The sequence below is a fragment of the Pseudomonas sp. SM4 genome (assembly GCF_051913165.1).
Classification (GTDB): domain Bacteria; phylum Pseudomonadota; class Gammaproteobacteria; order Pseudomonadales; family Pseudomonadaceae; genus Aquipseudomonas.
Genome location: NZ_JBODOE010000003.1, coordinates 430,000 through 443,413, shown reverse-complemented (window position 1 = coordinate 443,413; position 13,414 = coordinate 430,000). Strand labels below are relative to the sequence as shown.

Sequence of the window (13,414 nt, the reverse complement as noted above, 5' to 3'; positions counted from 1 at the left end):
GTCCTTCGATCTGCGTTAAAAACGACCTCCACCTGTACTGAAAGCGCTACAGCGGAATGATATCGTTACACCCTCCCCTGAACACCGCTGTGCAAGGCTTTGATCCCGTTCAGCTTTTCTCCCCGCTCCATGCCGTAGCGATTTCGCTACACACACCACTGAATCCCATTCTAAAAAATCACTCAAACCATTGATTTATAAGCATAAATAAACCTTGGCCGCATTCTTGCTACTCATCCCTCATAAATAAGGGCGTTCCCTGCCCAAGCCTTCCACCGCGTCCACCAGACGAGTCTGGCCCCTGAGGAGTTTCCATGAGCGAGTTGCGTTTTACTGAAGATCACGAATGGCTGCGCGCCGAAGCTGACGGCAGCGTTACTGTCGGCATCACTGCTTTCGCGCAGAACGCCTTGGGCGACGTGGTGTTCGTGCAACTGCCTGAGCTGCAGGCTTACGAAAAAGGCGCCGAAGCCGCCACCGTGGAATCGGTGAAAGCCGCCAGCGGCGTGTACATGCCTCTCGACGGCGAAGTGCTGGCAACCAACCCGGCACTGGAAGACAGCCCGGAACTGGTCAACGAAGATCCGCTGGGCGAAGGCTGGTTCTTCCGCTTTCAGCCAAGCGACCCTTCGGCCGTGGCCAAACTGCTCGATCAAGACGCGTACGACCGTCTGATCAAAGCCCAAGCCGAAGCCTGAGGAACACCGACATGACTCAAGTAAACCTTGGCACCGCCAACGAATTCATCGCCCGTCACATCGGCCCGCGCGCCGGTGACGAGCAAGCCATGCTCAACAGCCTCGGCTTCGATTCCCTCGAAGCGCTGAGCGCCAGCGTCATCCCGGAAAGCATCAAGGGCACCAGCGTGCTCGGCATGGACGACGGCCTAAGCGAAGCCGATGCCCTGGCGATGATCAAATCCATCGCCGGCAAAAACCAACTGTTCAAGACCTACATCGGCCAGGGCTACTACAACTGCCATACGCCGTCGCCGATCTTGCGCAACCTGTTGGAAAATCCGGCCTGGTACACCGCTTACACGCCGTACCAGCCAGAAATTTCCCAGGGCCGTCTCGAAGCGCTGCTGAACTTCCAGACCATGATCAGCGACCTCACCGGCCTGCCGATCGCCAACGCCTCGCTGCTCGACGAAGCCACCGCTGCTGCCGAAGCCATGACCTTCTGCAAACGCCTGAGCAAGAACAAGGGCAGCCACCAATTCTTCGCCTCGATCCACAGCCACCCGCAAACCCTCGACGTGCTGCGCACCCGTGCCGAGCCACTGGGCATCGACGTGGTTGTTGGCGATGAGCGTGAACTGACTGACGTGACGCCGTTCTTCGGCGCACTGCTGCAATACCCGGCGAGCAACGGTGACGTGTTCGATTACCGCGAACTGACCGAACGCTTCCACGCCGCCAACGCGTTGGTGGCCGTGGCTGCTGACCTGCTGGCCCTGACCCTGCTGACCGCCCCGGGCGAGTTCGGCGCGGACGTCGCCATCGGTTCGGCACAACGCTTCGGCGTGCCGCTGGGCTTCGGTGGCCCGCACGCCGCTTACTTCTCCACCAAAGATGCGTTCAAGCGCGATATGCCGGGCCGTCTGGTCGGTGTTTCGGTTGACCGTTTCGGCAAGCCGGCCCTGCGTCTGGCCATGCAAACCCGCGAGCAACACATCCGCCGCGAGAAGGCCACGTCGAACATCTGCACCGCGCAGGTGCTGCTGGCCAACATCGCCAGCATGTACGCCGTCTACCACGGCCCGAAAGGCCTGACCCAGATCGCTAACCGCGTGCATCACCTGACCGCGATTCTGGCCAAGGGTCTGACCGCGCTGGGCGCGACAGTTGAACAAGCGAGCTTCTTCGACACCCTGACCGTGGCCACCGGCGCACAAACCGCCGCACTGCACGACAAGGCGCATGCTGCGCAGATCAACCTGCGCGTGATCGACGCTCAACGTCTGGGCCTGTCGGTCGACGAAACCACCACTCAGGCGGATATCGAAACCCTGTGGGGCCTGTTCGCCGACGGCAAGACCCTGCCGGATTTTGCTGCCCTCGCCGCTTCCGTGCAGAGAACTATTCCTGCTGCGCTGGTACGTCAGTCGCCAATCCTCAGCCACCCAGTGTTCAATCGTTATCACTCGGAAACCGAGCTGATGCGCTACCTGCGCAAACTGGCGGACAAGGATCTGGCGCTGGATCGCACCATGATCCCGCTGGGCTCGTGCACCATGAAACTCAACGCCGCCAGCGAAATGATCCCGGTGACCTGGGCTGAATTCGGTGCGCTGCACCCGTTCGCCCCGGCCGCACAAAGTGCCGGTTACCAGCAACTGACCGATGAACTGGAAGCGATGCTCTGCGCCGCCACCGGTTACGACGCGATCTCGCTGCAACCGAACGCCGGTTCGCAAGGTGAATACGCTGGTCTGTTGGCGATCCGCGCTTATCACCAGAGCCGTGGCGATGAGCGTCGCGACATCTGCCTGATCCCGTCGTCCGCCCACGGCACCAACCCGGCCACCGCCAACATGGCTGGCATGCGCGTTGTCGTGACTGCGTGCGATGCGCGCGGCAACGTCGACATCGAAGACCTGCGTGCCAAAGCCATCGAGCACCGCGAACACCTCGCCGCGCTGATGATCACTTACCCGTCGACCCACGGCGTGTTCGAAGAAGGCATCCGCGAAATCTGCGGAATCATTCATGACAACGGCGGCCAGGTGTACATCGACGGCGCCAACATGAACGCGATGGTCGGCCTCTGCGCACCGGGCAAGTTCGGCGGCGACGTTTCGCACCTGAACCTGCACAAAACCTTCTGCATCCCCCACGGCGGTGGCGGCCCGGGCGTTGGCCCGATTGGCGTTAAGTCGCACCTGACCCCGTTCCTGCCCGGCCACGGCCAGATGGAGCGCAAGGAAGGCGCGGTCTGCGCGGCACCGTTCGGCAGCGCGAGCATTTTGCCGATCACCTGGATGTACATTCGCATGATGGGCGGCGCCGGTCTGAAGCGCGCTTCGCAGTTGGCGATCCTCAATGCCAACTACATTTCCCGTCGCCTCGAAGAGCACTACCCAGTGCTGTACACCGGCAGCAACGGTCTGGTGGCGCACGAGTGCATTCTGGATCTGCGTCCATTGAAAGACAGCAGCGGCATCAGCGTTGATGACGTCGCCAAGCGCCTTATCGACTTCGGCTTCCACGCGCCGACCATGTCCTTCCCGGTCGCCGGCACGCTGATGATCGAGCCGACCGAAAGTGAATCCAAGGAAGAACTGGACCGCTTCTGCGACGCCATGATCCGCATCCGCGAAGAAATCCGCGCGGTGGAAAACGGCACGCTGGACAAGGACGACAACCCACTGAAAAACGCGCCGCACACCGCTGCGGAACTGGTTGGCGAGTGGACGCACCCTTACAGCCGCGAGCAGGCCGTTTACCCGGTAGCGTCGCTGATCGAAGGCAAATACTGGCCACCGGTCGGTCGCGTCGACAACGTCTTCGGTGACCGCAACCTGGTCTGCGCCTGCCCGTCGATCGAAAGCTACGCTTAAACGTGTAGGGGGCGAGCCACTCGCCCCCACCGCTTCACCTGTAGGAGCTGCCGAAGGCTGCGATCTTTTGATCTTGCTGTTGAAAGATCAGGATCAAAAGATCGCAGCCTTCGGCAGCTCCTACAGGGGATGTAACCAGCCTGATGTTTCGCCAATTCCTATAACAAGAAACCGGAGAACCACTCATGTCGTTAAGCGTGTTCGACCTGTTCAAGATTGGCATCGGCCCCTCCAGTTCCCACACCGTCGGCCCGATGCGTGCTGCTGCGCGTTTCGCCGAAGGCCTGCGACGTGAAAACCTGCTGACGGCCACCGCCAGCGTTCGCGTCGAGTTGTACGGTTCCCTCGGCGCCACCGGTAAAGGCCACGGCAGCGACAAAGCCGTGCTGCTCGGCCTCGAAGGCGAACACCCGGACACTGTTGATACCGAAACCGTCGCCGCGCGCCTGCAAGAAATTCGCGGCAACGGCCGGCTGAATCTGCTCGGTGAACACAGCATTGCGTTCAACGAGAAAGAACACCTGGCAATGATCCGCAAGCCGCTGGCCTATCACCCCAACGGCATGATCTTCCGCGCCTTCGATGCGGCCGGGCTGCAGATTCGCAGCCGCGAGTACTACTCCGTCGGTGGTGGTTTTGTCGTCGATGAGGATGCGGCCGGTGCCGACCGCATCGTTGAAGACGCCACGCCGCTGACCTTCCCGTTCAAAAGTGCCAAGGACTTGCTCGGCCATTGCACCACCTATGGTCTGTCGATCAGTCAGGTGATGCTGACCAACGAAAGCGCCTGGCGCCCGGAAGCGGAAACCCGTGCCGGGCTGCTGAACATCTGGCAAGTGATGCAGGACTGCGTTGCTGCCGGTTGCCGTAACGAAGGCATTTTGCCGGGCGGTTTGAAGGTCAAACGTCGGGCGGCGGCATTGCATCGGCAGCTGTGCAAGAACCCGGAATCAGCGCTGCGCGATCCGTTGTCGGTACTCGACTGGGTCAACCTGTATGCCTTGGCGGTCAACGAAGAAAACGCCAACGGCGGGCGTGTGGTCACGGCGCCAACCAACGGCGCGGCGGGGATCGTTCCGGCGGTGCTGCATTACTACATGCGCTTTATCCCCGGCGCGAATGACGACGGCGTCGTGCGCTTTCTGCTGACGGCTGCGGCCATCGGCATTCTGTACAAGGAAAACGCCTCGATCTCCGGCGCCGAAGTCGGCTGCCAAGGTGAAGTCGGCGTCGCTTGTTCGATGGCCGCCGGCGCCTTGTGTGAAGTGCTCGGCGGCAGTGTTCAGCAAGTCGAGAACGCCGCAGAAATCGGCATGGAACACAACCTCGGCCTGACCTGCGACCCGATTGGCGGACTGGTGCAGGTGCCGTGCATCGAGCGCAATGCGATGGGTTCGGTGAAAGCCATCAACGCGGTGCGCATGGCCATGCGTGGCGACGGCCAGCATTTCGTCTCCCTCGACAAAGTCATCCGCACCATGCGCCAGACCGGCGCCGACATGAAAAGCAAATACAAAGAGACCGCCCGCGGCGGTCTGGCGGTCAACATTATCGAATGCTGAACCTATTTAACTCCGCCTCCCTCAGGGAGACGATCGCATTTAGCCCCCTCTCCCTCCGGGAGAAACGTAACTAACTCCCTCTCCCTCCGGGAGAGGGCTGGGGTGAGGGGCTCTTGATCTTGCCCTCACCCCAAACCCAAATTTTCAAGGAGCCACGCATGTCTACCGAACAACCGTCGAAAACTCCACTTCACGCCCTGCACATCGAACTCGGCGCCCGCATGGTGCCGTTCGCCGGCTACGACATGCCGGTGCAATACCCGCTCGGCGTGATGAAAGAACACCAGCACACCCGTGAACAGGCCGGGCTGTTCGACGTCTCGCACATGGGCCAGATCCGCCTGACCGGCGCCAACGCCGCCAAAGCCCTGGAAACCCTGGTGCCGGTGGATATCATCGACCTGCCAGTGGGCATGCAGCGCTACGCGATGTTCACCAACGAGAGCGGCGGCATCCTCGATGACCTGATGGTCGCCAACCTCGGCAACGATGAGCTGTTCCTGGTGGTCAACGCCGCGTGCAAGGATCAGGATCTCGCTCATCTGCAAAAACACATCGGCGCTCAGTGCGCCATTACAGAGCTGTTCGAAGAGCGCGCGCTGCTGGCGCTGCAAGGCCCGGCGGCCGTTACCGTGCTGGCGCGTCTTGCCCCGGAAGTGGCGAAGATGACCTTCATGCAGTTCAATCGCGTGTCGTTGCTGGGCGTCGATTGCTTCGTCAGCCGCTCGGGCTACACCGGTGAAGACGGTTTCGAAATCTCCGTGCCGGCCGCTGATGCAGCAAAACTTGCCCGCGCCCTGCTCGCCGAACCGGAAGTCGAGGCCATTGGTCTTGGTGCTCGCGACTCGCTGCGTCTTGAAGCTGGCCTGTGCCTGTACGGCCACGACATGAACACCGAAACCACACCGATCGAAGCCAGCCTGCTGTGGGCGATCTCCAAGCCACGCCGTGCTGACGGCACACGCGCTGGCGGTTTCCCGGGCGCTGAGACAGTGTTCGCCCAGCAACAAAATGGCGTAGCGCGCAAACGTGTAGGCCTACTGCCACAAGAACGCACCCCGGTGCGCGAAGGCGCAGAAATCGTCAACGAGGCTGGCGAAATCATTGGCAGCGTGTGCAGCGGTGGTTTCGGTCCGACCTTGGGCGGGCCATTGGCGATGGGTTACCTCGACAGCGCTTATGTCGCACTTGATACAGCTGTTTGGGCCATCGTGCGTGGGAAAAAGGTGCAAATGCTTGTAAGCAAAATGCCATTTGTTCCACAACGCTACTATCGTGGTTGATTGACTGTTTCTATAAGTAACGCGGTTGCGTTAAACGTGCACTAATGTGTAACGCAACCGCCATAAAACAGTGCATTGTCTATCAACCGATTCGAATATGAACTTTGCTTATAACGTTCGAAAACAACTGAACAAGCAAATCGTCTAAGCCTGCACTAGTGGACCGACTAACAACCAGCAAGCGCAGGAAAACCGGGGTCTTCACGGGGCTTGTTTTTTCTCCCGTAGTTGGCGTAGAGTTTGTTCACTGTGTTTGCATGGGTCAGCTTGGAATCGTGACCTGGGCAGTAGCCTACAAGTTAGCTACATCCCGTTCGACGTCTTCTTACTCTCCTGCAACCAGCCCCAGTACTCTTTCATGTGAAGGAGACTGTCATTAATTTTTTGCGTCAAAGGAAATAAGAAATGGCTGAACGTCAGAGCGGTACCGTCAAGTGGTTTAACGACGAGAAAGGTTTTGGTTTTATCACTCCTGAAAGCGGTCCGGATCTGTTCGTGCATTTCCGCGCCATCCAGGGCAACGGCTTCAAAAGCCTGAAGGAAGGCCAGAAAGTGACTTTCGTTGCTGTGCAAGGCCAGAAAGGCATGCAGGCTGACGAAGTACAAGCAGAAGGCTAATCTTCTGTAACGAAAAAGCCCCTGATATTGATATCAGGGGCTTTTTTGTGCGCGCGAATCCGTAAAATGGCGCTTCCATTAGCGTCCAGAGGCTGCCATGTCGAAAAACCTGCTCACTCCCCAGGGCGATTTTCCTGCCGTTGGCCTGGGCCGTCGTCTGGCCGCGATGTTCTATGACTTCCTGCTGTGCACCGCTCTGCTGATCGTCACCGGTTTCATTTACAAACTGATCCAGGCCGCGATCATCGGCGAAGAACGCCTGCGCGTGCTGACCGATGCCGGAAAAATGGACGGCGACCCACTGTATTCGACGGTACTGTTGTTGGTGCTGTTTGGATTCTTTGCCAAGTTCTGGACCCACGGCGGGCAGACGCTGGGCATGCAGGTGTGGGGCATTCGTGTGCAGAACGCCGATGGCAGCGCGATCAGCCTGTGGCAGGCGCTGCTGCGCTTTATGGTGTCGATTGCGTCATGGCTGTGCGCCGGGATCGGATTCTTCTGGTCGCTGTATGACAAGCAGAAGCGCACGTGGCATGACATCTATTCGGATACTCGCCTCGTACGAATCCCGAAAAAGACCAAATAACTTCCAGACGCCGAATACCAATGTAGGAGTGAGCCTGCTCGCGATCGCGGTGTGTCAGTCAACATATTCGTTGTTTGACACGCCGCTATCGCGAGCAGGCTCACTCCTACAGGTTTTGTGTTGTGTCTGAAAGATCTCAGGCGTTACCGGCCAACTTCATCCGTGCGGCCTGGGTGAAGTCCAGCATGCGCTTGAGCGGCCGGATCGCCTGCGGAATCAACGCCGGATCAACAAAGATCTCGTTCGTGCCCTCCTTCAAGCTCTTGAGCGTGCGCTCAAGGGTGTTCATGGCCATCCACGGGCAATGTGCGCAACTGCGGCACGCTGCGCCGTTACCGGCGGTTGGCGCTTCGATGAAGACCTTGTCCGGGCACAACTGCTGCATCTTGTAGAAGATGCCACGGTCGGTGGCGACGATCAGCGTCTTGTTCGGCAGCGATTGCGCGGCAGCGATCAACTGGCTGGTGGAACCGACGGCGTCCGCCAGCTCGATCACCGACGTCGGCGACTCCGGGTGCACCAGAATCGCGGCGTCCGGGTACAGCGCCTTCATGTCCTCAAGCTGCTTGGACTTGAACTCCTCGTGGACGATGCAGGCACCGTCCCACAACAGCATGTCTGCGCCGGTCTTGCGCTGGATGTACGTGCCCAAGTGCTTGTCCGGCCCCCAGATGATCGTCTCACCGTTGTCCATCAGGCTTTCGACGATCTCCAGCGCGCAACTCGATGTCACCACCCAGTCAGCCCGAGCCTTTACCGCTGCGGAGGTGTTGGCGTAGACCACCACCGTACGCTCCGGGTGCTGATCGCAGAACGCCGAGAACTCGTCGACCGGGCAACCCAGATCCAGCGAGCAGGTCGCCTCGAGAGTCGGCATCAGCACGCGTTTTTCCGGGTTGAGAATCTTCGCCGTCTCGCCCATGAACTTCACACCGGCGACCACCACGGTCTTGGCCGGGTGGGCGTTGCCGAAGCGCGCCATTTCCAGGGAGTCGGAGACGCAACCGCCGGTTTCTTCGGCCAGCGCCTGAATCACCGGGTCGCAATAAAAGTGAGCCACCAGCACCGCGTCCTGAGCCTTGAGCTCGGCGGCGATGGCGGCACGGTAATAAGCCTCTTCCTCAGCCGTCAGCGGTTTGGGCTGTTTGGCATCGAGGTGGGCTTGAACCAGAAGGCGTTCGGAAATCTGCGTCATGTTCGCAAGACCTGCAGGCGCTTTCGCGCGAAAGTCGAGTATACACCCGGCTCCGGACCGCTTGAGGGTACCGCCGGGAGAGTGAGTATTATCAGGCACGGACAGCATTGAAGCTGCGCAAGGCTACAGAATATCCCGTTGATACAAAAGATCATTCTGACCTGCGTCAGCGCTACTGACACTGAAACGACGCGGGCCCGAATTGCAGGCAAAAAAAAACCCGGAAATCCTCACTTGCGTGGGCCTTCCGGATTTTCTAAACCGCCAAAAATGGTGGGTCGTGTGGGATTCGAACCTACGACCAATTGGTTAAAAGCCAACTGCTCTACCAACTGAGCTAACGACCCGCTGTGTGGTGGCGCGTATAATACTGATTTTTAAGGACTATTCAACACCTTTTTGAAAATAATCAAAAATAAGGTGTTGGGTCGTCCACACCAGCGGCCGCGAAGCCTTCCGCACGCAGGCGGCAGCTGTCGCATTTGGCGCACGCGCGGCCTTCATCGTCGGCCTGATAGCACGAAACGGTGAGACCATAATCAACGCCCAGCTTCACGCCGGCCTGGACGATCTGCGCCTTGCTCAGGTTCTGCAACGGCGCCTGGATACGGAAGCCATTGCCTTCCACGCCTGCCTTGGTCGCCAGATTGGCCATGCGCTCGAACGACTCGATGAACTCGGGACGGCAATCCGGGTAACCGGAATAGTCCACCGCGTTCACACCGATAAAGATGTCGCGCGCGCCGAGCACTTCTGCCCAACCCAATGCCAACGACAGGAACACCGTGTTACGCGCCGGCACGTAAGTCACCGGAATGCCTTCACCCAGCTCTTCAGGAATGTCGATGCTGGTGTCGGTCAGGGCCGAGCCGCCCATGCCATTCAGATTGAGGCCAATCACTTTGTGCTCGACCACACCCAAATCACGGGCAACGCGTGCAGCGGCATGCAATTCGGCGTGGGAGCGCTGACCGTAGTCGAAGCTCATGGTGTAGCAGGCGTAACCTTCGGCACGGGCCATCGCTACAACAGTGGCCGAGTCGAGGCCGCCAGACAGCAGGATTACCGCACGTTTTTCGCTAGTCTTCAGTTGTTCAGTCATATCAGCGCCCCGGCTCATCATTCCATAGATATTTATGCAACTGCAGTTGCAGCCGCACTGGCAGGTTGTCTGCCACCACCCAATCCGCCAGGTCCCTGGCATTGAGGTCATGATGACTTGGGGAGAACAGCACTTCACCCGCACGTCGATCAAGCCCGTACTGGATTAGTTTCGATACCGCCCAGTCATAGTCTTCCCGCGAGCAGATGACAAACTTCACCTGATCATTGGGGGTCAGCAATTCGATATTTTCGTAACGGTTGCGATGGGCTTCTTTCGAACCCGGTGTTTTCAGATCAACCACGCGACTGACGCGCGGATCGACCGCCGAGACGTCGAGAGCGCCGCTGGTTTCCAGCGAGACCTCATAGCCGGCATCACACAACTGTTTAAGCAAAGGGATGGCATTCGGCTGTGCCAGCGGCTCACCGCCGGTGACACAAACGTAGCGCGGACGAAATCCGGCCACTTGCTCGAGGATGTCGTCGAGGGTGCGCACGGTACCGCCACTGAAGGCGTACGCGCTGTCGCAGTATTGGCAACGCAAAGGGCAACCGGTCAGACGCACAAAAACAGTGGGCAGCCCGGCAGTCCGCGTTTCCCCCTGCAAAGAGTAGAAAACTTCGGTGATTCTCAATGTGTCTTGCATAGTCGCCACGGGCGTAACAGCTAAACAGGCTGTCCGCCTCCGTCAGGCACTTCAGGCAATCGCGCCAACGCGCGGACTACAAGAAGCGTGTTTCAGAAAAAGGGCGTGAATTCTAACGAAAAAACCCGCGACAAGCGCGGGTTTCTTCTAAACGGGTCAAGCGTGCTTACATGCGTTGCAGATCGCGTTGAGCCAACTGAGCGGCGGAGGTACCCGGATATTGGGCCACCACCTGCTGCAGAATGCCTTTGACCTTGTCGGTATGACCAAGGCGGCGCTCTACATCAGCCAGCTTGTACAGCGAATCCGGCACTTTGGCGTGCTTGGGATACAGCTGCGAAACCTTGGCAAACGCCTGACCTGCACCTTGCAGATCGCCTTTGGCCAAGTTGACTTCGCCCAACCAGTACTGGGCATTGCCCGCGTATTGGCTGTTTGGGTATTTGCGCAGGAAAGCGGCGAAAGCCTGGCTGGCCTTGTCGAAATCCTTGGCTTTGATCAGGTCGAAAGCAGCATCGTAATACAGCTTTTCTTTGGCCGGATCAGCCGGTTCGCTACCCGCAGCAGGTGCCTGGGCAGCAGCCCCGGCGCCAGCAGCAGCTCCGGCAGCAGCACTTGCATCGCCACCGGCAGAAGAATTCTCAGGAGTCGCGGCCGGTGCAGCACCGCCGGTTCCTATGCGCCGATCAAGATCCTGGTATCGCTCCAGGGATTCCTGCTTCATGCGCGCAACCTGATTCTGCAGTTCTTCAATCACGCCTTGCTGGCGCGAGATCTGATCCTGCATCTGTTGCAATTGGTTGAACAGCATGCCTTGTGCCGAGGCAGGGGCCGAAGCCGCTCCCCCGGCATAGGCGCCGTTCGTACCGTAACCTGCAGGCGGATAACTGCTCCCGCTATTGTTATAACCGGAGTTGTCATCGACCACAGGAACCGCAGCCCACGCCGCAAGCGGCGCGAGGCTGAGAGCCAGAACAGTTACAGCACGACGGCACGTTCGCATATCGAATTACTTACGCAGTTCGACGCGACGGTTTTGAGCCCAGGACTGCTCGTCGTTGCCGGTAGCAACTGGACGCTCTTCGCCGTAGGAAACCAGTTCCAGCTGAGCTGGGGAAACACCTTGCAGTACCAGGTAGCGCTGAACGGCTTTCGCACGACGCTCGCCCAGTGCCATGTTGTACTCACGAGTACCACGTTCGTCGGTGTTGCCTTCCAGAACAACGCGAGCGCCGTTTGCTTTCAGGTCTTTGGCGTGAACGTCCAGAGCGCGCATGGCTTCTGGCTTCAGGTCCGAGCTGTCGTATTCGAAGTAGAAGGTGGTGATTGCGCGCAGAGCAGCTTCTTCGCTCAGGGAACCGTCAACGGCACCAGTGTTTGCGCCGTAACCAGCGTTTGGATCAACAGCGCCTTCACCGGCGTTGTCGCCGCCTTTGGACGAGCAACCTACAGCTACAGCCATGGCCAGAGCCAGCGCAGCAAATTTACCAAACTTCAGCATTTCCATCGTGAAACTCCTAATGAACCCCAGTGTGTTAAGTAAAACGTGTAGCGCCCGCTCACTTCAGGTAAGGGGACCAGGACGGTTCTCTGACTTCGCCTTGAGCGGTAGGAAGCGGGAGCCTAACGCGTCCATTAATGGACACGAGCATCAAGACTCCCCGGCCCTGTTGGCGGGTGGCGTAGATTACCATGGTGCCGTTGGGCGCAACAGTAGGCGACTCGTCCAGAGTGCTATCAGTGAGGATCTTTACACTCCCTCGCTGCAAATCCTGGGCCGCCACCTTGAAATTGGTGAAGCCATCCTGACGATGGATCATCACCAAAGTCTTTTCATCAGCCGACAGTTTCGGGTTGGCGTTGTAGTTACCGATGAAGGTCACTCGCTCGGCACCGCCGCCGCTGGCGCTGGTTTTGTAGATCTGTGGCTTGCCGCCGCGGTCCGAGGTGAAGTAGATGGTCGAACCATCCTTGCCCCAGTACGGTTCGGTGTTGATGCCGGGACCTGCGGTCACACGGGTGATCTGGCGCGAAGCCAGGTTCATCACGTAGATGTCCGGATTACCGTCCTTGGACAGTACGAACGCCAGGCGATCACCATTTGGCGACCAGGCTGGCGCGCCGTTCAGGCCTTCGAAGTTGGTGATCTGCTCACGGCGACCGGTGTCGATGTTCTGCATGAAGATGCGTGGGCGCTTCTGCTCGAACGACACGTAGGCAATACGCTTGCCGTCCGGTGCGAAACGCGGCGACAGGATTGGCTCACGCGATTGCAGCAAGGTCACCGCACGGGCACCGTCATAGTCCGAACGCTGCAGGGTGTAGCGAGTGTTCTTCTCGGAGAAACGCTCAGCCGTCACGTACAGCAGACGCGTCGAAAACGCACCTTCAATACCGGTCAGTTTCTGGAACGACTGGTCGGCGATGAAGTGCGCCATGTCGCGCAACTGCTCGGTCGTACCGGAAACGTTGCCGTCCGCCACTTTCTGCTCGGTGGCCACGTTGAACAGTGCCCACTGTACCTGCAGACGACCGCCCGCTGGGGCAATGCTGCCGACCATCATGTATTGAGCACCCACCGCCTTCCAGTCACGGAAGATGATTTCGCTCGGCTGGCTTGGCTGGCTGATCATGTTTTGCTTTGGAATCGGCGAGTAGTAGCCCGAGTTCCGCAAATCGTTACCAATGATTTCGGCCATGTCGTCCGGCAGTACGGCACCGCCCTGCATACCGAACGGTACAACGGCGATCGGGGTAGCCCGATCGCTGCCGCTGGTAACCAGAATGTTCTTTTCATCCGCCATCGCGATCCCTGCCATGCAGCAGATCACGACCAGCATTCCTCGAAGAAGGTTTC

At 59.0% G+C, this 13,414-nt stretch carries 12 protein-coding genes and 1 tRNA gene; 6 read left to right on the top strand and 7 right to left on the bottom strand.

Going from position 1 to position 13,414, the window contains the following annotated elements; translation table 11 throughout:
- Positions 1–314 precede the first annotated feature (314 nt).
- The 6 genes from gcvH (at position 315) to ACQ4MY_RS07665 (ending at position 7,611) form a co-directional block, all read left to right on the top strand.
- Positions 315–698 carry a glycine cleavage system protein GcvH gene (gcvH, locus tag ACQ4MY_RS07690; RefSeq protein WP_440094630.1) on the top strand — a complete coding sequence of 128 codons (384 nt, stop codon included), beginning with the start codon at positions 315–317 and terminating at the stop codon, positions 696–698.
- A gap of 11 nt (positions 699–709) precedes the next feature.
- Positions 710–3,562, top strand: a complete 2,853-nt coding sequence (gene gcvP / locus ACQ4MY_RS07685; protein WP_440094628.1) for an aminomethyl-transferring glycine dehydrogenase — start codon at positions 710–712, stop codon at positions 3,560–3,562.
- A 185-nt stretch (positions 3,563–3,747) separates the two neighbouring features.
- On the top strand, positions 3,748–5,124 hold the full coding sequence (locus ACQ4MY_RS07680; RefSeq protein WP_008086535.1) for an L-serine ammonia-lyase: 1,377 nt from the start codon (positions 3,748–3,750) through the stop codon (positions 5,122–5,124).
- 158 nt (positions 5,125–5,282) lie between these two features.
- Positions 5,283–6,407, top strand: a complete 1,125-nt coding sequence (gene gcvT, locus ACQ4MY_RS07675) for a glycine cleavage system aminomethyltransferase GcvT (protein ID WP_440094626.1) — start codon at positions 5,283–5,285, stop codon at positions 6,405–6,407.
- 405 nt (positions 6,408–6,812) lie between these two features.
- On the top strand, positions 6,813–7,025 hold the full coding sequence (locus ACQ4MY_RS07670) for a cold-shock protein (protein WP_003365337.1): 213 nt from the start codon (positions 6,813–6,815) through the stop codon (positions 7,023–7,025).
- A gap of 97 nt (positions 7,026–7,122) precedes the next feature.
- Complete coding sequence (locus tag ACQ4MY_RS07665) at positions 7,123–7,611, top strand: RDD family protein (protein ID WP_440094624.1); 489 nt, start codon at positions 7,123–7,125, stop codon at positions 7,609–7,611.
- A 136-nt stretch (positions 7,612–7,747) separates the two neighbouring features.
- Here ACQ4MY_RS07665 and nadA read toward each other — a convergent pair whose 3' ends face one another.
- The 7 genes from nadA to tolB form a co-directional block, all read right to left on the bottom strand.
- Positions 7,748–8,806, bottom strand: coding sequence for a quinolinate synthase NadA (gene nadA, locus ACQ4MY_RS07660; RefSeq protein ID WP_008080237.1), 1,059 nt, complete (start codon positions 8,804–8,806; stop codon positions 7,748–7,750).
- Between the two features lie 271 nt (positions 8,807–9,077).
- Positions 9,078–9,153, bottom strand: a tRNA-Lys gene (locus ACQ4MY_RS07655).
- Positions 9,154–9,215: 62 nt separating this feature from the next.
- The gene (gene queC, locus ACQ4MY_RS07650) at positions 9,216–9,908 is read right to left on the bottom strand and encodes a 7-cyano-7-deazaguanine synthase QueC (RefSeq protein ID WP_008080236.1); all 693 of its coding nucleotides are present in this window, start codon (positions 9,906–9,908) and stop codon (positions 9,216–9,218) included.
- A 1-nt stretch (position 9,909) separates the two neighbouring features.
- On the bottom strand, positions 9,910–10,557 hold the full coding sequence (gene queE / locus ACQ4MY_RS07645) for a 7-carboxy-7-deazaguanine synthase QueE (protein WP_008080230.1): 648 nt from the start codon (positions 10,555–10,557) through the stop codon (positions 9,910–9,912).
- 166 nt (positions 10,558–10,723) lie between these two features.
- A complete protein-coding gene (gene ybgF, locus ACQ4MY_RS07640) occupies positions 10,724–11,560 on the bottom strand; it encodes a tol-pal system protein YbgF (RefSeq protein ID WP_008080228.1) in 837 nt (278 codons plus the stop codon).
- A 6-nt stretch (positions 11,561–11,566) separates the two neighbouring features.
- On the bottom strand, positions 11,567–12,064 hold the full coding sequence (gene pal / locus ACQ4MY_RS07635; protein WP_003178634.1) for a peptidoglycan-associated lipoprotein Pal: 498 nt from the start codon (positions 12,062–12,064) through the stop codon (positions 11,567–11,569).
- 52 nt (positions 12,065–12,116) lie between these two features.
- Positions 12,117–13,397: a Tol-Pal system beta propeller repeat protein TolB gene (gene tolB, locus ACQ4MY_RS07630; protein WP_177323305.1), complete on the bottom strand. Its 1,281-nt coding sequence runs from the start codon at positions 13,395–13,397 to the stop codon at positions 12,117–12,119.
- Positions 13,398–13,414: the final 17 nt, after the last annotated feature.